Annotated in this window: 18 protein-coding genes and 1 tRNA gene; 8 read left to right on the forward strand and 11 right to left on the reverse strand. The window is 61.6% G+C overall.

The window, feature by feature from the left end; all coding sequences use genetic code 11:
- Positions 1-125: 125 nt before the first annotated feature.
- Positions 126-1,160, reverse strand: coding sequence for a substrate-binding domain-containing protein (locus AC1RT2_RS13525; RefSeq protein ID WP_069060134.1), 1,035 nt, complete (start codon positions 1,158-1,160; stop codon positions 126-128).
- Between the two features lie 189 nt (positions 1,161-1,349).
- Positions 1,350-2,651, reverse strand: a complete 1,302-nt coding sequence (gene phoR / locus AC1RT2_RS13530) for a phosphate regulon sensor histidine kinase PhoR (protein WP_493102559.1) — start codon at positions 2,649-2,651, stop codon at positions 1,350-1,352.
- Positions 2,652-2,795: 144 nt separating this feature from the next.
- Between phoR and ppk2 the strand changes: the two genes are divergently transcribed.
- A complete protein-coding gene (gene ppk2 / locus AC1RT2_RS13535) occupies positions 2,796-3,677 on the forward strand; it encodes a polyphosphate kinase 2 (RefSeq protein ID WP_493102561.1) in 882 nt (293 codons plus the stop codon).
- Between the two features lie 12 nt (positions 3,678-3,689).
- On the opposite strand, the gene AC1RT2_RS13540 is transcribed toward ppk2, so the two are convergent.
- Positions 3,690-4,835, reverse strand: a complete 1,146-nt coding sequence (locus AC1RT2_RS13540) for a biotin transporter BioY (protein ID WP_493102563.1) — start codon at positions 4,833-4,835, stop codon at positions 3,690-3,692.
- 486 nt (positions 4,836-5,321) lie between these two features.
- On the opposite strand from AC1RT2_RS13540, the gene AC1RT2_RS13545 reads away from it, so the two are divergent.
- Positions 5,322-6,284, forward strand: a complete 963-nt coding sequence (locus tag AC1RT2_RS13545; RefSeq protein ID WP_493102565.1) for an NAD(P)H-dependent flavin oxidoreductase — start codon at positions 5,322-5,324, stop codon at positions 6,282-6,284.
- Between the two features lie 126 nt (positions 6,285-6,410).
- A tRNA-Thr gene (locus AC1RT2_RS13550) sits at positions 6,411-6,486 on the forward strand.
- A gap of 123 nt (positions 6,487-6,609) precedes the next feature.
- Here AC1RT2_RS13550 and AC1RT2_RS13555 read toward each other — a convergent pair.
- On the reverse strand, positions 6,610-7,773 hold the full coding sequence (locus AC1RT2_RS13555) for a hypothetical protein (protein ID WP_493102567.1): 1,164 nt from the start codon (positions 7,771-7,773) through the stop codon (positions 6,610-6,612).
- A 414-nt stretch (positions 7,774-8,187) separates the two neighbouring features.
- Between AC1RT2_RS13555 and AC1RT2_RS13560 the strand changes: the two genes are divergently transcribed.
- On the forward strand, positions 8,188-9,126 hold the full coding sequence (locus AC1RT2_RS13560) for an omptin family outer membrane protease (protein WP_493102569.1): 939 nt from the start codon (positions 8,188-8,190) through the stop codon (positions 9,124-9,126).
- A 66-nt stretch (positions 9,127-9,192) separates the two neighbouring features.
- On the opposite strand, the gene AC1RT2_RS13565 is transcribed toward AC1RT2_RS13560, so the two are convergent.
- From AC1RT2_RS13565 to AC1RT2_RS13575, 3 genes are all read right to left on the reverse strand, one after another.
- Positions 9,193-9,429: a DUF4189 domain-containing protein gene (locus AC1RT2_RS13565; protein ID WP_150129962.1), complete on the reverse strand. Its 237-nt coding sequence runs from the start codon at positions 9,427-9,429 to the stop codon at positions 9,193-9,195.
- A gap of 156 nt (positions 9,430-9,585) precedes the next feature.
- On the reverse strand, positions 9,586-10,104 hold the full coding sequence (locus AC1RT2_RS13570) for a hypothetical protein (RefSeq protein ID WP_069060139.1): 519 nt from the start codon (positions 10,102-10,104) through the stop codon (positions 9,586-9,588).
- Between the two features lie 60 nt (positions 10,105-10,164).
- Positions 10,165-11,355, reverse strand: a complete 1,191-nt coding sequence (locus AC1RT2_RS13575) for an AI-2E family transporter (RefSeq protein ID WP_493102571.1) — start codon at positions 11,353-11,355, stop codon at positions 10,165-10,167.
- Between the two features lie 309 nt (positions 11,356-11,664).
- Between AC1RT2_RS13575 and AC1RT2_RS13580 the strand changes: the two genes are divergently transcribed.
- Both AC1RT2_RS13580 and pgi read left to right on the forward strand, forming a co-directional pair.
- A complete protein-coding gene (locus tag AC1RT2_RS13580) occupies positions 11,665-13,365 on the forward strand; it encodes a long-chain-fatty-acid--CoA ligase (protein ID WP_493102573.1) in 1,701 nt (566 codons plus the stop codon).
- A gap of 116 nt (positions 13,366-13,481) precedes the next feature.
- Positions 13,482-15,107: a glucose-6-phosphate isomerase gene (gene pgi / locus AC1RT2_RS13585; protein ID WP_493102575.1), complete on the forward strand. Its 1,626-nt coding sequence runs from the start codon at positions 13,482-13,484 to the stop codon at positions 15,105-15,107.
- Positions 15,108-15,109: 2 nt separating this feature from the next.
- Here the strand turns inward: pgi and AC1RT2_RS13590 are convergent, their stop codons facing one another.
- Positions 15,110-16,195: a glycosyltransferase family 4 protein gene (locus AC1RT2_RS13590; RefSeq protein WP_493102577.1), complete on the reverse strand. Its 1,086-nt coding sequence runs from the start codon at positions 16,193-16,195 to the stop codon at positions 15,110-15,112.
- 231 nt (positions 16,196-16,426) lie between these two features.
- On the opposite strand from AC1RT2_RS13590, the gene AC1RT2_RS13595 reads away from it, so the two are divergent.
- Positions 16,427-17,023, forward strand: coding sequence for a hypothetical protein (locus AC1RT2_RS13595; protein WP_493102579.1), 597 nt, complete (start codon positions 16,427-16,429; stop codon positions 17,021-17,023).
- Positions 17,024-17,252: 229 nt separating this feature from the next.
- Here the strand turns inward: AC1RT2_RS13595 and AC1RT2_RS13600 are convergent, their stop codons facing one another.
- The 3 genes from AC1RT2_RS13600 to AC1RT2_RS13610 form a co-directional block, all read right to left on the reverse strand.
- Entirely contained in the window at positions 17,253-18,182 is a 930-nt protein-coding gene (locus tag AC1RT2_RS13600) for a carbohydrate kinase family protein (RefSeq protein ID WP_493102581.1), read from the reverse strand.
- 66 nt (positions 18,183-18,248) lie between these two features.
- A complete protein-coding gene (locus tag AC1RT2_RS13605; protein WP_069060143.1) occupies positions 18,249-18,947 on the reverse strand; it encodes an orotate phosphoribosyltransferase in 699 nt (232 codons plus the stop codon).
- 130 nt (positions 18,948-19,077) lie between these two features.
- Positions 19,078-19,521, reverse strand: a complete 444-nt coding sequence (locus AC1RT2_RS13610) for a DoxX family protein (RefSeq protein ID WP_493102584.1) — start codon at positions 19,519-19,521, stop codon at positions 19,078-19,080.
- 202 nt (positions 19,522-19,723) lie between these two features.
- Here AC1RT2_RS13610 and AC1RT2_RS13615 point away from each other — a divergent pair, with 202 nt between their 5' ends.
- Complete coding sequence (locus AC1RT2_RS13615) at positions 19,724-19,912, forward strand: hypothetical protein (protein WP_493102586.1); 189 nt, start codon at positions 19,724-19,726, stop codon at positions 19,910-19,912.
- Positions 19,913-19,970 lie beyond the last annotated feature (58 nt).

The following is a 19,970-nucleotide window of genomic DNA, read 5'->3' on the forward strand; positions in this document are numbered from 1 at the left end:
GCCCGCCCCGACCGTTCGACAAGGCGTCCCATTCCCGGCCGAAGAACATGACGTGGGCGAAAACTGCCCGAAAGGGAGCGGCCGGTGCGGCGCTCCTCGAGGAGCGCCGCACCGGCCCAAGTCAATTACATGATCTTGCCGTCAGCGAAGGCCTTGCGGATCTCTTCGCGCTCTGCATCCGGAGCAGCGACGAGGCCGTATTCAGCCAGCGGGGAGTCTGCACCGATCATGTCGTCGCTCGTGAAGAACTCGACATATTCCTTCAGGCCCGGGATAACGCCGAGATGTGCCTTCTTGACGTAGAAGAACAGCGGGCGGGAAACCGGGTACTCGCCGGAAGCGATCGTCTCGGTCGACGGAACGATACCGTTGACGGTGGCGACCTTCAGCTTGTCGGCATTGTTTTCGTAGAAGGAAAGGCCGAACACGCCAACGCCGGACTTGTTGGCGGCGATGCGGGCGAGCGTTTCGGTGTAGTCGCCGTCGATGTCGACAGCCAGACCGTCCTTACGAACGGCTACGCACTTGGAGAGCTGCTCCTTGGCGTCGGCAATAGCAGCCTTGATGACGTCCTGAGCGCCCGAGTCCTTGCAGCCGTGAGCGAGGATCTTCTCTTCGAAGACTTCGCGCGTGCCGTGCTTTTCGCCCGGGATGTAGGCGGCGATTTCAGCGTCCGGCAGGTCCTTGTTGACTTCCGACCACTTCTTGTAGGGGTTGGCGACGAGCTTGCCGTCGACGACGACTTCAGCGGCGAGCGCCAGGTAGAGGTCCTTCGGCTCGAGCTTCAGGTCGGCATTGCCGGCGTCGGTTGCGAAGACGATGCCGTCGTAGCCGATCTTGACTTCCTGGATTTCCGTTACGCCGGCAGCCTTGCAGGCTTCAACTTCGCTGTCCTTGATCGGACGCGAGGAGTTGGCAATGTCGATGGTTTCCGGGCCGACGCCCTTGCAGAATTCCTTCAGGCCGCCCGACGAACCGCCGGACTCGACGATCGGGGTCTTGAAGTCCGGGAAGGTCTCGCCGAACGTCTCAGCGACGATCTTGGCGTAGGGAAGAACGGTGGAGGAGCCTGCGATCTGGACCTGGTCGCGCGCAACGGCAACGCCTGCGAAAGCGGCGGAAGCAACGAGCGCCGCAACAGTGAGCTTAAGAGATTTCATCTGGGTTCTCCCGAAGAGGACATATGTGGGAAGCGCTGTTCTTGCGCTCTCTGCCGTTGACCGGCGGCTCTTCTCTAAACCCCGATCGCCCTCTCTTTTATGTCAGTTTGACGAAACATTTGTGACACGCTAAGAATATGAAATTATTAAGTAATTTTAATTTACGCCAAACTAGTACGACTTTTTATGTCAGAACTTGACGGTAAACACCGTTCCCTTGCCCACTTCGGACTTCACCACGAGGCGCGCCCGGTGGCGGGTCAGGATGTGCTTGACGATGGCAAGACCGAGACCTGTGCCTTTCTTGGAACGGCTCGCCTCCACGTTAACCCGATAGAAACGTTCGGTTATCCGCGGCACGTGCTCTGGCGGGATGCCGGGACCGTAGTCGGTGACGCTGAGTTCGACGGGCGTGTCGCCGCCGCCGGACAGCACGACGTCCACCCGCTTGCCCTCCTGGCCATATTTGCAGGCGTTTTCGATGAGGTTTTCGAAAACTTCGACCAGTTCATCGCGGTCACCCGGAACGGATACGGGATGTTTGGGCAGATCGAGCTTGATTTCGACACCAAGATCCGATGCCAGCGGCTGCAGGCTGTCGCGCACATGGCCGAGCAGCGGCACCAGATCGACGGTCTGGTCCGGCGTGAGGTTCGAGCGCAGTTCAAGGCGGGAGAGCGAGAGCAGGTCATCCACAAGGCGGCTCATGCGCGTCGCCTGCTCATGCATGATGACAAGGAACCGTTCATGCGCCTTGGCATCGTTCTTGGCCGGGCCCTGGAGGGTCTCGATAAAGCCGCGCAGCGATGCGAGCGGCGTGCGCAGCTCATGGCTGGCATTGGCGATGAAATCCGAGCGCATGCGGTCGATACGACGGGCCTGGGATATGTCGCGGAAGGTCAGCAGCCAGAGCGGTTCCGTCGTCGGACCGGCGAGCGGGGCAATACGCACGACATAGACCGTCTCGGACGGCAGGCGCTCGGCGTGCTCGGTTTCGCGCGGCTGTCCGGAGCCGATGGCATCCCGCACCATGTCGAGAATGCCGGGCGCGCGGATCCGGCCGGCAAAGTCACTGCCTTGCGGGATCGGGCCGAAGATGGCTTCTGCCGCACGGTTCTGGAGCTTTACCGTTTCGCGCGCCGACAGGAGAAGCGCCGGTGCATCGAGCGCGCCAAGAACGGCCGCTATCGCCGTAAGGTCATCGGCGACCGGAGCAGGCTCGACGGTCGGCTGTATGGAAACGGGTGCGGCGGCCCCAGCCATGGCCGTGCTGCCAGCCTCAGCCGCACGGCGCTCCAGGCGCAGAAGGCCCGCGATGACAAGCAGGAGGACGGCGAACGACACCCACCCGAGATGAAGCCCGGCGAGCCACATCATGAAGCCGACGAAAACGGCCGACGCAATGAGAACACGCTCGCCCCACAGTTGCGCCGCCAGCCAGCCGAGGCCCGTCCGCTGATCCGTCACCGCCACCCATTCCCTTGCAAGCATCGTATCCTCCGCACCTCCATCGATTCTCCATGGATAGCGCAGCTTCATGACATGTTTTTCACGGTGCGCTTGAATTCGCAATCCGGTTGTGGCCACCTCTCAGCGTCGCGGTATGCGCCGCAGCTGTTTCTGAAGGAGTGGACGATGGCGGAAAAGGTCGAAAGCCGGGCTGTGGAGCTGGATATCGACGGCAAGAAACGGGTGTTCGATATCGACGATCCAAAACTTCCCGACTGGATCGACAAGAAGGCGTACCAATCGGACGACTACCCCTACGACAAGAAGCTCGATGAAGACGAGTATGAAGAGACGCTCGAACGTCTGCAGGTCGAACTGGTCAAGGTGCAGTTCTGGCAACAGAAGACCGGCAAGCGCATCATGGCGATCTTCGAGGGACGCGACGCCGCCGGCAAGGGCGGCGCCATTCACGCCACAATGTCCAACATGAACCCGCGCTCCGCCCGCATCGTCGCGCTGACCAAGCCGACCGAGACGGAACGCGGCCAATGGTATTTCCAGCGCTATGTCGCGACCTTCCCGACATCAGGCGAATTCGTGCTGTTCGACCGTTCCTGGTACAACCGCGCCGGCGTCGAGCCGGTCATGGGCTTCTGCACGCCGGAGGAGCACGAGAAGTTCCTGAAGGAGACGCCGCGCATCGAGAAGATGATCGCCTCCGAAGGCATCCATTTCTTCAAGTTCTGGCTGAATATCGGCCGCGAGATGCAGCTCAAGCGCTTTCACGATCGCCGGCACGATCCGCTGAAGGTCTGGAAGCTCTCGTCGATGGACATCGCCGCACTCAACAAGTGGGACGACTACACGGAAAAGCGCGATCGCATGCTGAAGGCGACCCATACGGACCGGGCGCCGTGGACGGTGATCCGCGCCAACGACAAGCGCCGCGCGCGCATCAACCTGATCCGCCACATCCTGACGACGCTCGACTACGAGGGCAAGGATGAAAAGGCCATCGGCGAGATCGACAACAAGATCGTCGGCTCCGGCCCAGGCTTCGTCAAATAGGGGCCTGACGGCTCACTCCCCCGGTAGGATGCGGACGGCGTAGAGGTTCACGGCCGCATCCCCGCCGGTCATGTCGCTGTTCAGCACCAGATGACCCGCGCCGCTCGGCGAGAGCGAGCGGTCGAATTCCACCTGGAACAGGATATCGGTGCGCTCCGACACCGTGAAGCGATGGCGGCCGCAGCCGCCCATCGTCGCGAAGTCGCATTCGACCGAGACCTGAATCGGCTTGCCGTTGACGGATTGCAGCGTCAGCGCGACCGTCGAGGTCTTGCCGCCCATTTCGCCCAGAACGTCGGGGGACACCTCGATCTGCACCGAACCGTCGCGCTCGGGATTGGTGGAGGTGACGCGCACCGCCGGACCATCATTGGTGCTGACAGCCTCGAAACGGCCGGCCGCGCCTGAGGAAAGCTTGGCGGTCTCCGCCGGCGAAAAGACGTTCCGCCAGTCGGAAGAGAAGCGGCTCTGCGTATCGAGTGCCTTCTTGATCGGGTCTTCGCCGGAAAAATCCTCGCCGGAAACGGTGGCCGGCGGCGTCGAGCCATCGGCGCCATTCTGCAAGTCGTCGAGAAGCCCGCTCGTCTGCACCCACCAGGCCAACGCGCCGAAAGCCGCAATCAGCGTTGCGACGACGAGCAGGAAGGAAAACACGCGGCCGCGCCGCTTGCGCGCCTTGGCGACCCGTTCCGGGCGGAAATCGGACGCTTCGCTTGTTGCGGCGGCACTCGCGGATGCCGTCGCCTTGGTGCTTTTGGCAAAGCCGTCCGCGCGCTCGGGACGAATGGCGCCGAAATCGCCTGCCGCTGCAGGCTGACGCGCATCGACACGCGGCTCGGCGTCGAGCTTCGGTTCGGGGCGCACCTCACGCTCGGCGCGCAGCGCCGGTTCCGCCCGCGTCTCGATGATGGGTTCTACACGAACATCATGTGCGGGCACTGTCGCGAGCTGCGCTCGTTCTTCCGCCTCGATCTCGTGAATCGTCGCTTCCAGCCGGTGGCGCTGCGTGGCAATCGTCTCGGGATCGTTGATCTCCTGCTTGCGCAGGCCGGCTTCCAGCGCATTGCGCGCCGACTGGTAGATGCGCGCCCGAACTTCGGCATTGGCACGTTCGGAGCGCGCCAGCGCGTTTCTGATTGCCGTTTCCAGTCCGCTCACATCCACCCCTTCTGCGGGAGCCGCCTGACGCGGCCGTCACGATACATCTGTAGAAAGAGCCCTACATTCCAGTCTTTGTTAGCTTTTGCGTAACGTTTGCCGGGGCTTTGCGCAAGTCTTCCGGCCGAAACTGCCCCAGTGCAGCCGGGGATAAGCGTTTTGGGAGGACGATGGATTCCGTGCTTCACAGGGAAAGCACCAAGCCGGATTTCGGGGCTTTGACGGGGTTTTTCCGCGGCATTGCATTAAAACGTGCCGCCGAATCGACCCGTCCGGCATTTGCAGGCCTGCGTTCAGCACCAAAATCGTTCGTCTCGCGCAGTCCAACCCCGTCCCCTTACGCCACAAGCCTCCAGTCTTGACCGCAATCTCCCGGCTCACAGCCACATGCTCCTGCGTTCACCGCACCACCCCTTTTCAGAAAGAAATCCCGCTGCTATGATTTTGACGTTTTCGTAAACGTCAAAACTGGACTGGACTTCCACCATGGCCCTGCCCGCGATCCTCAAGGACAAGCTGCGCCTGCCCGTCGTCGGCGCGCCGCTCTTTATCGTCTCGCATCCCGCATTGACCCTCGCACAGTGCAAGGCCGGCGTCATCGGCGCCTTCCCGGCACTGAATGCGCGCCCGGAAGCGCAACTCGACGAGTGGCTGGCGGAAATCACCGAAGGCCTTGCCGCGCACGACGCGCAAAATCCCGACCGCCCCGCCGCCCCCTTCGCCGTCAACCAGATCGTCCACCGCTCCAACAAGCGGCTGGAGCACGATCTGATGATGTGCGTAAAATACAAGGTGCCGGTGGTGATCTCGTCGCTCGGTGCCGTGCCGGAGGTCAATGCCGCGATCCACTCCTATGGCGGCATCGTGCTGCACGACGTGATCAACAACCGGCATGCCAATTCGGCGATCCGCAAGGGCGCGGACGGCTTGATCGCCGTTGCAGCCGGCGCCGGCGGCCATGCCGGCCCACTCTCGCCCTTCGCGCTGATCCAGGAGATCCGCGAATGGTTCGACGGCCCCCTCCTCCTCTCCGGCGCGATCGCGACGGGCGGCGCAATCCTCGCCGCCCAGGCGATGGGCGCCGACATGGCCTATATCGGCTCGCCCTTTGTCGCCACGACGGAGGCGCGCGCAAGCGACGCCTACAAGCAGATGATCGTCGACAGTGCCGCCGCCGACATCGTCTACTCCAACTACTTCACAGGCATCCACGGCAACTACCTGAAACCCTCCATCACTGCCGCCGGCATGGATCCGGATCATCTGCCGGAAGCCGACCCGACGAAGATGGACTTCGAAGCGGCAACGACCGGCGCCAAAGCCTGGAAAGACATCTGGGGCTGTGGCCAGGGCATCGGCGCCATCAAGGAAATCGCCCCCGTCGAAAATCTCGTCGCCCGGCTGGAGCGCGAATACATCGCCGCAAAGCACCGCATTTGCGCCGCCTGACCGCGGCGCGCTGGAAAATCGCACAGAGAAATATGCGGAAGTTGAAACTCCCCGCTTGAAATCTCTCCCCATTGCGGTTATCAGCGCTCCAATTCCGGTCCCGACACGCTTCGGGATCGTTTGAAGGCCGCTTTAGCTCAGTTGGTAGAGCACGTCATTCGTAATGACGGGGTCAGCAGTTCGAGTCTGCTAAGCGGCACCATTTCTCCTGAAAATTTAGAGCAATGAAAACGCGAGCTGTTTTGCGGCTTGCTTGCGCCTTCATAGAAACCGATGCAGCCGACAAGCCGTGTATTGATGACTCGCGCATCGAGCACGAGCGCCATCAGCCCTCATCAAGCGTCTTAAAGTCCCTCTTCGAAACGTCATCCGTTCGATGCGCCGGAAAGGGGCTGACGGTTAGAAGGCTGAAGTCGAAGGTGCCGCGCTTGTCGCCGTGAAGCACGTATTGGCGATGGACACGGAGAAAATCGCGTTTGATTCGCTTGTAGCGCTCGGGTTCGAGCAGTTTCTTCACGCGGATGTACATTTGCTCCGCCTGGGGGGCGTCCGGGTGCCCGCACAGCGAGACGACGGGGCATTTGTAGAAATGGATCACGTCGGTCAGGCAGTGTACCTCGACGAAGGACACTTCGGGTATGCGCGCTATCGCCCCCACTCTTTCACGCAACTTGGCGGCCGGCCGGAGAAGAGCGCATTGCAAGATCGCCCCTCCGAGGGTGAGGAAGACGACCTTTTTTCCAACCAGTGCGGCAGGATTGTTTTCCAGCACCATCCCGAGGACATGGGCTGCAAGCGTCGAGCCCATGCTGTGGGAGCTGATGACATGCTCGTCCGCGGGCTCATCGAGCGCTTTGGCGAGTCGCGCGGCGCACTGCTCCAACCATTTGATCAGGTTCGGATCGTCGAGGCGGGCGGCTGACACCGCCAGTTGCCAGTCGGCAAAAAGATGGAGCGTGAGAAAACGCTCGGTAAACGGAAAAAGCACGTATTGAAAGCAAAACCAGGCGAGCGGAACGCTCCAGACATAGTGCCAGGGGCGCAAATCCAGCCAGAAAGGGGCTGCTGCCATGAAAAGGCAGGTCCCGAGCACCAAGGTCATCAACAGGTACGGAAAGACAAAGAACAGCCCGAACCGCCATGCGTGCCGGAAGTAGCCGGCCGCCGCGCCATAAAACACGACCTGCGCGGCGCCGAAAAAGCCCGCCACAATACGGTGCAGGATCGGCTTTTCAGTCAGCTTTTCGAGCAATCCGTTGTGATCGCACAGGTGTACGGTCGTGGATGTATTCCAGCCCGCGACGTCGCTCGAGACCGTGAAATTCGGGCCGACGTCCTCGTCGGCGAGCGGAGATACGATTGCGGAGTAGTCCCAGACCTTGGATGAGAATTGGACGGAGCGCTTGAAGCGGCCGTGGTGCGCCGAAGCAGTCATTGGCTCGAACCCGGGAAAATGCACCACAACGCGTCGTTCTATTGCTTTTGTCATGTCGTCCTGCAGCAGCTCCGCGCCGAAAGCATGGTTGGTTGGCTGATCGCGTTCGCCAAATGCCGCCGACGAGGGTGGAGCCGGTGATCAGTGGATGGTGCGTCTCATAGTCAAGTTTGCAGTCGTCGAAAACCGGCACGCCCTTCAGCGTCGCGATCTCGGCGCCGGTCCCCGACATGCGGTCGGGATCGAACAGGTTTTTTGGTCGGAATTGCGGCTGCCGGTTTCACAGAAAAGGGTGGACGACGGAGTTCTACCCTTTTTTGTCCTCGGCGTGCGCAGCACCACTAGTGCAGATTTGCTACGACCCTCTGCATTATCAAGTCGAGATAGATTGCACGGTTACGCGTCACTCCGAACATGCCAGAAAACAGGCCTGTTCTTGCTCCGGGATTGTCATATATGAGATTTCTAATGCTTCGATCTGCGCTGGCGGCATTGGCGCTTGGTACGTCCATGGCGCATGCAGGCGATATGACTGCACGATCTGCTGACGGCAGTTTCTGGCTGTCCGGCGGCGTCGGCCTCATGAACATCGAAGCCCACGAATATGTCTATCTGGGCAACGACAAAGCGAGCCAGCTCGACTGGGACACCGACGGGGTCACCCTCTATACGGTAGCGGCAGGCGCTGACCTCGGCAGCGACTGGCACGTCAAAGGCAAGCTCGACTTCGGCTTTGGCGGCGATGGCCACATGGTCGATTATGACTGGGTGCCGGGTTTTGCCATCGACCAGAGCATGGACGGCTGGAGCGATCGCTCCATCCATCCCGATACGCGCCTCGACTACTATTTCAGCGGCACGTTTGAGATCGGCAAAAACGTCTTCGCTGACGAACGCAGCACTGTCAGCGTTGGCGGCGGGGTGAAATATACCCAGGTGCGCTGGGACGCCTTCGGCGGTTCGTACATCTACAGCGAGGGGGGCATCCGCAACGACATTGGCGAGATCCCGGATGGTCTGCGCGGCATCACCTACCAGCAGAACATACCCACGCTCTTCCTCGGCTTCGATGGGTCGACCAGCTTCGACCGCCTGACCCTGTCCGGCGGCGTCAAGGGCGGCATGACCGTCGGAATCGATGATACCGACGACCACTGGCTCACCGCCACCCGGTCTTTCGGTGACATGAAGGCGGCACCTGTCCTTATGCTCAATGCAGCCGTCGACTATCGGCTGACAGAGACGGCATCGATCTATCTCGCCGGCAACTTCGAGAATGTCTTCCACAGAAAGGGCGACCTGAACTCGACGGACACATCGACCGGCGCCGCGACGCTCTACAGGAATGCTGCCGGCGCATCCTTCAAGACGATGTCCTTGCAGTTTGGTGTTCGGGGCCGGTTCTAACCCACGCCGCTGGGCTCAGCGGTGGAAAGCCTACCGGTTCGGCAGGCTTTCCAGGCGCAATTTTTCTTAGTCGTTTTCGTCGCACTCGGTGATCTCGCACACGGATTCTTCCGTGGTGCGGTTTGCGCATTCGGTCAGCGCCTTTTCGCGCGCATCGCCCTCGTCGTCATAGCTGTAGCTGTAGCCGTAGCTGCCCTCCTCGGAGACTGCGATGCAGCCCCAGGCCAGCGCCGAAGTGGTGGATGCGGTGAAAGCGGTCGCAAGAACGAGGGCAGCAAGCCCTGTCCGCATGGTCGTCGTCATGTTTAGTCCCCCAAAAAGTGCGCAAATGCGCGGGGCAACCTATGGCACGCATGCTAATTTTAGCAAGTAGCGGCGGCGATCCCGCGCGGCCAACTCTGGCGGCGTTCTCGGACGGTTTTACTTCTGGCCGTGGGCATGAGGCGCCGGTGAACGCGGCTAATCGCGCTCCAGTTGGATCGTGCAGTTTCTGCTGGTGGACTTGCCCGACATCCTGTTCGCGTCGATTTTAACGACATAATCGTACGTATCCGCCTTCGCGGTGACGATGATGTAGGAATCGGGCGCATCCTCCGTCGGCATGGGGCTTATCTGCGCCTCGTCGGTTCCCGTTCCCGCACCGCTGAAGGCAAACGAGCCTTTGGCCACCCTGCCGAACTGCTCGCCGACCGACAAGGTGACCGAGAACTGCCGGCGGCCGCAGGAAACGCCGCCGAGCCAAGTGCCAATGAGGCTACCCTTCTGAGGCTCGTTCTCCACCGGGGATGCATTTTCGCGAAGCCGGGAAATCTCGCGTTCCAGTTCGCGGATAACGGCCTTGAGGCGGTCGATTTCAGCCTGCGCCTCATTCTGGCTGACGCGTGGCCCGGTCGGCCCGCTCGCATCGAACTCCTGCGCCTCGACCTGCGTGGCCATGGCGAGAGTGGATATTGCCGCGATAACGCCGAAGATGCGCATTGACTGTCCCCTTGTCTGAGACAATCGCTCATCCAAAGCCCCGAGTCGAGGGGCGCCGGCTCAGCCGACATTGCGCTCCTGGTCGGCCTGGCTTGGCGGTGACGAGTGGGGATCGAGAATGAGCGGCGAGGGCGATTCCGCCGTGTCGACTTCGCGGATCCATTCACGCCAGATGGCGACGAGGAGCGCCATCAACACGGGACCGATGAAAAGACCGAGGAAACCCATGGTCTTCACGCCGCCGATAAGACCGAAGAAGGTGGGGAGGAATGGCAACTTGATCGGGCCGCCGACGAGGCGGGGGCGCAGCGTCTTGTCGACGATGAAGAGTTCGACCGAGCCCCAGATGAAGAGCGCGAGGCCCGCCACGGGCGAGCCGCTGGAAACGAGATAGATCGAGACGAGCGAGAAGGACAGCGGCGCACCGCCGGGGAAGAGCGCCATGATGCCGGTCAGCACGCCGAGCGTGACGGCTGACGGCACGCCGGCAACCCAGTAGGCGACGCCGAGCACGATGCCTTCGCCGATGGCGATCAGCGTCATGCCCGTGACGGTGGAACTGATCGTTGCCGGCACGATGCGGGAAATGCGCTCCCAACGCATCGGCAGGATGCGCTCGCCGAGGCGATCGACCTGGCCGGCGAAGGACTGACCGTCGCGGTAGATGAAGAACAGCGCGATCAGCATGAACAGCATGGCGAGCAGTAGGCCGAAGGCCTTGCCGCCGGCTGCGAGTGCCACGCGATAGATATTGCCGATATTGGCGCCGCTGACGATCTGCGTCAGTTCGCCGATGGCGCCCGGATGATCGATGAAGCGCGTCCACTGCATGTCGAGCCAACCGCCGATGATCGGCAGCGCACGGATCCAGTCCGGCGTCACTGCCCCGGTGCGATTGGTCTCCACCGCCCAACCGATCCACTCACGGATTTCGTGAAAGGCATAGGTCGAGGCGATCATGATCGGGCCGATGATGAAGGCCAGGATGAGGAGAATGGCGATGGAGGCGGCAAGTGTACGGTTGCCGTTCACCTGCGCCAGCAGGCGCGCATAGAGCGGCCAGCTGGCAAAGGCGATGACGAGGGCCGCAAGCACCGGCACGACGAAGCCATGGAAGAAATAGATGCCGGCGAAGGCGACAAGGACAAGGAGCCAGCGCGCCGCCGAGATGGGCGATATGAGCGCGACGCTGCTCGGGCGGGCAGCGCCGAGAAACCGGGGCTCATTTCTGCGATGTTCCGAATGCAGCAAGCGCGTTCACTCCAATGCGGCGTCGTCCAGGCCAGACTGCCTAGATAAGCTGTACCCCAAGATTGTTAAACATATACGTGATATTTTAGGCCAAAGCGCGATGAGACGCCGCAGGGCCAGCGATTGCCGCGGCTTACAGAAAAGCTATGTTGGACAAGCCGGTGAATTGTTGACGTTTACGTCAATGTAATATAGCGATGACTCTTGATGGCGCCCGCTAAAAGCATCATCTTGTCCGCATCGAACGGTTGGAGGACCTTCGGTGCCGGCGGGACGGACGATGCCCGCGCCCAACGAGGAGGAGCACGCATGTCGGCCACAGTTCAGGACCCTTCCACGCAGCCGTCCGGCCGCTTCTGGCTTGCCTCGTATCCCGAGGGCATGGCCGGTGATATCGCGCCGCTCGGTTATCCGTCCATCGGCACGCTGGTCGAAAGCTGCTGCGCCCAGTTCGCCGATCGCCCCGCCTTCACCAGCATGGGCAAGACGCTGACCTTCCGGGATTTCGAGGGCGCATCGCGCAGCATCGCCGCCTGGCTCCAGGCGCGCGGCCTTGAAAAGGGCGATCGCGTGGCGGTGATGATGCCGAACATTCTGCAGAACCCGGTGATCATCTTCGGCATCCTGCGTGCCGGTCTCGTCGTGGTGAACGTCAACCCGCTCTATACGCCGCGCGAACTCGAACACCAGTTGAAGGATGCCGGCGCCAAGGCGCTGTTCGTTCTGGAGAATTTTGCCAGCACCGTCGCGCAGGTCGTCTCGCGCACGGCCGTCAAGCACGTGGTCGTCACCACGATGGGCGACATGCTCGGCCTCAAGGGCCTGATCGTCAATCTCGTCGTACGCAAGGTGAAGAAGCTGGTGCCCGCCTGGTCGCTGCCGGGCCATATTCCCTTCAAGCAGGTGATGGCGGAAGGCGCGCACGGCACGTTGAAGCCCGTCAGCATTGCGCCGGATGATACGGCCTTCCTGCAATATACCGGCGGCACGACGGGCGTCTCGAAGGGCGCGACGCTGACCCATGCCAACCTGCTCTCCAACATGGAGCAGATCAAGCTGTGGATCGAGCCGATCTTCCACCTGAAGAAGCGGCCGGACCAGCTCGTCTTCATCTGCGCGCTGCCGCTCTATCACATCTTCGCCCTGACGGTGAACGGGCTGATGGGCATCGCGCTCGGCGGCCACAATGTGCTGATCGCCAATCCGCGCGATATTCCCGCCTTCGTCAAGGAACTCGGAAAGTACCGCGTCCACATCTTCCCGGGCCTCAACACGCTGTTCAACGCGCTGATGAACAATCCGGACTTTGCCAAGCTCGACCTGTCCGACCTGCTGCTGACGCTCGGCGGCGGCATGGCGGTGCAGCGGCCGGTCGCCGAACGCTGGCAGAAGATGACCGGCTGCGCCGTCATCGAGGGCTATGGCCTGTCGGAAACCTCGCCGGTCGCGACCGCCAACCGTTTCGATCGTGCGGAATTCACCGGCACGATCGGCCTGCCCTTGCCCTCGACGGACATCGAAATCCGCGACGACGACGGCAGGACGCTGGGGCTCGGCGAAGTGGGCGAGATCTGCATCCGCGGCCCGCAGGTCATGGCCGGTTACTGGCAGCGGCCGGACGAGACGGCCAAGGTGATGACCCCCGACGGCTTCTTCCGCTCCGGCGATATCGGCTTCATGTCGTCGGAAGGCTTTACCAAGATCGTCGACCGCAAGAAGGACATGATCCTCGTCTCCGGCTTCAACGTCTTCCCCAACGAGATCGAGGAAGTGGCGATGTCACATCCCGGCATTCTCGAATGCGCGGCGATCGGCGTTCCGGACGAACATTCCGGCGAGGCGGTAAAACTGTTCGTGGTGAAGAAGGATCCGGCACTCACCGAAGCGGATGTGAAGGCGCATTGCGCGGCGAACCTCACCAACTACAAGCGGCCGAAATTCATCGAATTCCGCACTGAACTGCCGAAATCGAATGTCGGCAAGATTCTCCGAAAGGACCTCCGGGGCTGACACCCGCCCCGGTTAAACCGATTTAATTTTTTCGGACAAGTCGCGTTTGCGGTCTTGATTTGCACATGCCAAAGCGACTAGCTAGCCGGCATCGTCCAAAGCCAAGGAAGACGCCGATGAACGCGCTTGTCGAAAAGCTGAAATCCATCGCCCGCGATACCAACGCCACAGACATCAGAGCCGCCTTCGCGGCCGACCCCAAGCGATTTTCCCGCTACAACGCCAAACTCGACGATTTCCTGTTCGACTATTCGAAATGTGCGGTGAACGACGCCGTGCTCGACGGGCTGGAAGCACTCGCAAAGGACGCCGGCGTCGAGACTAAGCGCGATGCGATGTTCGCAGGCGCGATCATCAACATTACCGAAGAGCGTGCCGTACTGCACACGGCACTGCGCAACCGCGCCAACACACCCGTGCTGGTCGACGGCAGGGATGTGATGCCTGATGTCAACGGGGTGCTCGATGCCATGGGCGTGTTTGCCGACGGTATCCGTTCCGGCACCCTGAAGGGCGCGACCGGCAAGAAAATCACCGACGTCGTCAATATCGGCATCGGCGGGTCGGATCTCGGCCCGGTCATGGCAACGCTGGCGCTCGCACCGTTCCATGACGGCCCGCGGCTGCATTTCGTTTCGAACATCGACGGCGCGCATATCGCCGATGCGCTGAAATTGCTCGACGCCGAAACCACGCTGTTCATCGTCGCCTCGAAGACCTTCACGACCATCGAGACGATGACGAACGCCGCGACGGCGCGCAAATTCATCGCCGACGCGTTGGGCGATGCGGCTGTCGGCAGCCATTTCTGCGCCGTCTCGACAGCACTCGACAAGGTTTCGGCCTTCGGCATCGGGGCCGAGCGCGTCTTCGGCTTCTGGGACTGGGTCGGCGGGCGTTATTCGATCTGGTCGGCCATCGGCCTGCCGCTGATGATCGCCATCGGCAGGCAAAACTTTGCCGAATTCCTGGCCGGCGGCCATGCCGTCGACAACCATTTCCGCGAGGCTCCGGTCCGCGAAAACATTCCGATGCTGCTCGGCCTCATCGGCTATTATCACCGCAACGTGCTCGGCTACCCGTCGCGCGCGATCCTGCCCTATGACCAGCGCCTGTCGCGGTTCCCGGCCTACCTCCAGCAGCTCGACATGGAATCGAACGGCAAGTCCGTCACCATGGATTCGACACCGGTCGAGGGCCAGACCGGGCCGGTCGTCTGGGGCGAACCCGGCACTAACGGCCAGCACGCCTTCTATCAGCTCATCCACCAGGGCACGACGATCATTCCGGCCGAGTTCATGATCGCGGCGAACGGCCACGAGAAGAACCTGCGCCACCAGCACCAGTTGCTGATCGCCAACTGCCTGGCGCAGTCGGAAGCCTTGATGAAGGGCCGCACGCTGGCGGAAGCCAAGGCGCAACTGACCGCGAAGGGCATGGACGAGGCAAAGGCCGACAAGATCGCGCCGCACCGCGTGTTTTCCGGCAACCGCCCGTCGATCACCATGGTCTATGATAGCCTGACGCCGTTTTCGTTCGGCCGGCTGGTCGCGCTCTACGAGCATCGCGTCTTCGTCGAGGGCGTGCTCTTCAACATCAACTCGTTTGACCAGTGGGGCGTGGAGCTCGGCAAGGAGCTGGCAACAGGCCTGCTTCCTGTCGTTGAGGGCAAGGAAAGTGCGGCCGGCCACGATTCATCGACCGCCGGCCTCGTCGCCGCGCTGCTGAAGGCCGCGAAATAAGCTCAGCGCAGGCTGAGACGGCGTGCCGCGAAAGCACCGCGCGGCACGCGGGTGAGGTTTCCGAGGAATTCGCGCGCGCAGGCGCGCCAGCTATAGGTCATGGCACGGTCGCGGGCGACATCCTTCGGAATGTCGAGCGCGGCAAGCGCGGCCTCCCGCAGGTTTTCCGATAGCGCACCGGCATCGCCGAGCACATCGCGTGGTGCAGTCACCGGAAAGGCAGCAACCGGAACGCCGCTTGCGAGCGCCTCCAACATGACATTGCCAAACGTATCCGTGCGGCTCGGGAAGACGAAGACATCCGCCGAGGCGTAGACGGCAGCGAGTTCCTCGCCGAGCTTGCGACCCAGGAAATGCACATCCGGATAGCGCTGGCGCAACGTGGCGAGGTCCGGCCCGTCGCCAACGACGACCTTGCTGCCCGGCAGGTCAAGGCCGAGGAAGGCGGGCAGGTTCTTTTCCACCGCGACGCGGCCGACATTCAGGAAGATCGGGCGCGGCAGGCCGAGATCACGGCGCTTGGCCGGGTCGAACAGCTTGGTATCGACCCCACGCGACCAGCGCTTGATACGAACGAAACCACGCGCCGCCATCTCGGCACCCAGCGACTTGGTCGCCACCATCATGCCATTGCCGGAATTGTGGAAGCGGCGCAGCCACCAGTAGCTGACACTTTCGGGAATCGGCAGGCGGGCGCTGATGAACTCCGGAAAACGCGTGTGATAGGCCGTGGTGAAGGGCAGCCGGCGCTCCAGGCAGGCGCTGCGTGCCGCCATGCCGAGCGGCCCTTCCGTGGCGATGTGGATGTAATCCGGCGCGATCTTCTCCATTTCGGCCAGCACCCGGCGCTTCGAGGTGATGGCGAGCCGGATTTCCGGATAGGATGGCAACGGCACGGTCGTGAATTCCTGCGGCGTCAGGAAGACCACGTCGATGCCCTCCTCCGCCATCGAGCGGGCGAGTTCTTCAAGCGTATGCACGACCCCGTTCAACTGCGGGCGCCAGGCATCCGTCACGACAAGAATGGTGGGAGCCCGTCCATCGGAACGGGCGGTGATGAGCGAATCTGGGGCGGTGTGATCGAGCATGGCCCCTTTGACCATGCGGCGATGACAGGCGAATGAAGGCGACTTTAGCTGGTTTGCACCCCTCCGCTCCCCCCTCCGCCTGCATGGACGGTCGGGTCAGGCCCGACCATGACGAAAAAAAGGTTTGCGGCTCTTTGCCAGCAATCTGACTTTGTAATCGGGACTCTTTGAGCACTGACACAACTAGGTGTAGTGTCGTTTATCCGCTATAGCCCCGGGGGAATTAATCACATGATCGATGAAAGCCACCAGAACATCAGCCAAGAGGTGCGCGCCGCCATCAAAAAAGAGGCCGTGCAGCAAACAGCGAAATGGGCAATCGGCGCCATTGTCGCTCTTGTTGGGTTTGCCCTTACCGGTTGGTGGTTCTTCTTAGAACCCAAGGTTCGCGACTATATCGCAAACGCAGCAGGGGGAGTTCCGGCAGGAGCGGTGGTTGCATCAACCAAAGAATGTAAAGACCTGTCAGGCAAGTGGGCGACCTTCACCGAAGGCACCGGGCGCTTTCTAGTGGGCGCTGGAGATGAAACACACCGAGCCTATGGCATGTGGGATATGACATTGCCTCAAGGCGGCGTTCAGCCTACTCCCATCTCTACCTATGTTGTTCTAGCGAAGGGTGGCGAGGAAAAACATATTCTGGCGATCCCTGAAATGCCGAGCCACACTCACCAATATCAGACTGAGATTGGTACGGATGGAAATAGGAGCGGCCACCAGGATGCCACTTTCGCAAGAATTGACGCTCAAACGTCGCCAGCCGGCGGAAATGAAGCACATAATACAATGCCGCCCTTTGTTGCATTGTTTTTTTGCAAAAAGAGCTAGCCGAAAAGACCGTCCCTCCACTTTCGAGCGCAAAGTGAGTAGTTTCATGCCACCTGCTCCTCACGGATCGAACTGGCTGGAGTCTCCGCTAGCATATCTCAGCGCCAGACTTAACGCTGCTTGCAAACTCTAAAATATCGCAGAAACGAACGATCGAGGCCCGGCAGCTGACGCTGTTTATCTCGGACTACGAGTATCAGGCTTGCACACGAGATCACTCTGATTTTTGTCAGGCGAGCCCGATTTCCTTCGCCCAGGGTGGATTCGCGCCGGCGCGCGAGACGGTGACGGCGGCGGCCTTGGCGCCGAGTGCCAGTACCTTGGCGATCTGGTCCTCGTCGAGCTTCGCCACCTGCTGCTTGGTCAGCAGGTTCTGCATCTTCAGCGAGGCGAGCACGCCGGCATCGAACGTGTCGCCGGCGCCGACCGTATCGACAACCGTCACGCGCTCGCTCGGCACCACGACCTTGTGGTCAGCGGTGTAGCCGACGGCACCTTCCGCGCCGCGCGTCACGACGACGAGTTTTGCACCGTGGTGCAGCCAGTGGCGGGCAAGCGTGTCCTCGTCGCCTTCGAGGCCGAACCAGGCGAGGTCCTCGTCGGAGAATTTCACAATATCTGCCATCGCGGCCATCCGGCGGATACGGCCCATATGGGCGTCCTTGTCCTTGATGAAGCCGGGGCGGATGTTCGGGTCGAGTGAGATCACGCGTTTTTCGTGCTCGCGCTTCAGCAGCGCCTCGTATGTCGAGCCGCAAGGCTCGGGGATGAGGCTGATCGCGCCGAAATGCAGTGCCTCGCAATCATCGCCCAAAGCCGGAAGCTCAGCTTCGGTGATCATGCGGCCGGCGGTGCCCTCATCGTAGAAGGCATAGGTCGCATGGCCGTGCACGAGCTTGACGAAGGCGACGGTGGTCGGGCGCGAGAGGGTTGCGCAGTAGCTGTAATCAACGCCGCTTTCGCCGAGCGTCTTGCGCAGGATGTCGCCCATCATGTCGTCGGAAAGGCCGGTGAAGAAGCCGGTCGGCACGCCGAGGCGGCCGAGTGCGATCGCCGTGTTGAAGATCGCCCCGCCGGCATAGGGGGCGTAGGCATCCTCGCCGAGTGTCGACGTGCGCGGCAGCATGTCGATCAGGGCTTCACCACAACACAGGATCATGAGCATTTCCTCCCAAGCGGACTTTCAATCGATTTAAACGATCACACGAGAAAGCGCCAGAGCCTTTTACGACGTCGGCAGCTCCGCAACGCCGCCATGGGCAGCCGACCAGACGAGGGGTGCGTCGAAGAAGGATTCGACCGAGGCGAGTGTCGCATCATCGAAGAGTTTTTCTGCCTTCGCAACCGCCAGCACATTCCGCCAGGTGGCGATGTGGTGCAGCTTCACGCCACCGTTGGCATAGCGCGCCTCGGCTTCCTTGAAGATGCCGTAGTAGAACAGCGACATGCCGTGATCGACCACGCCGCCGGCCGCGCGGATCGCATCGATGAAGGTGAACATGGAACCGCCGACCGTCACGAGGTCCTCGATGACGAGCACACGCGCGCCTTCCTGCATCACGCCCTCGATCTGCGAATTGCGGCCATGGCCCTTCGGCTTCTTGCGCACGTAGATCATCGGCAGGCCAAGACGATCAGCGAGCAGGGCGGCGAAGGGAATGCCGGCCGTTTCGCCGCCGGCAATCACGTCGAAGCGCTCGAAGCCGGCCTCACGGGTGAGGGTCGCGGCGGCGAAATCCATGATCGCCGAGCGGATGCGCGGATAGGAGAGCAGTTTGCGGCAATCCATATAGACCGGAGAGGCCATGCCCGACGCGAGCTTGTAGGGTTCTTCCGGGCGGAAATGCACCGCCTTGATCTCCCACAGCATGCGGGCCATCAGCTCCGCCATCACGTCTCGGTCCGGAAAGGAATTGGAAAACATCGGCATCTCCCCACGTCACTGTCTTACCCGTGCGCATAGCAGCAAGAGAGGCGGCTTTCCAGCAGGCCGGAAACGAAAAACCCTCCCCGGAGGCCGGGAAGGGTTTCTGGAGGATCAGAGTATTGGTCGCTTACGCGGTGACGGCCTTGCCGGCAGCGGAGCGGGCATCGAGCGAGTAGGCGCCCGGGCCGAAGGCGGCGAGCACGAGGAAGCCACCAGCAATCGTGATGTTCTTCCACATCATCAGGCCGTTGAAGAGGGTCAACAGGCCGTTTGCGCCTTCCGGAAAGTCCGGAACGTTGATCGCGCCGCTATGGAACACGAGAGCGGTAAAGACGCTGAAGGCAGCGAGAAGGTAGGCAGCGATCTTCGTCTGGAAGCCGACGAGGATGAAGAGGCCGGCAACGACTTCGAAGAGACCGGCAAGATAGGCAAGCGCGGTCGCGGCCGGAAGGCCGGCACCGGCGATCATGCCGGCCGTGCCCGACGGATCGATGAGCTTCGGATAACCGGCAGTGATGAACATGAGGGCGAGAAGGATGCGTCCGAGAAGGACGACGGCGTTCTGTTGCATGATAAGCTCCTGAGGCTTGGCTGTTTGCGTTGGCAAAGAGATATCAGCTTTCCGTCGTCAAACTAGACGGGCGATCGGAATACAGATCGTTCGCTTTTTGTGAACGATACCCTGTTCCCGGCGGAACAGAGGGGCGGTTCAGGCCATGCGACAAGAGGGTCATTGCAGCCCGCCGCCCTCCTCTTTCCCTCCCGGACCCATCATGCGCCACTATCTTCTCGCCCTTGCGCTCGCCGCCGCCTCCCTCGCCTTCACCGCAACCGGCCATGCCGGCCCATCCTATGCGGACGGCACCTACGGCCATTACCAGCAGACCTGCATCACCAAGCGCGTCCAGACGCAGGATCAGCACGGCAAGGCGGTCAACAAGCGCGTGCGGATCTGCCAGTAACGAAGAGACCGGCCCAAAGCTCTCCGTTCTTTTCTGTTGCAAGCGCACGACGGGTGGG

Source organism: Shinella sp. GW821-FHT11G07 (assembly GCF_058808115.1).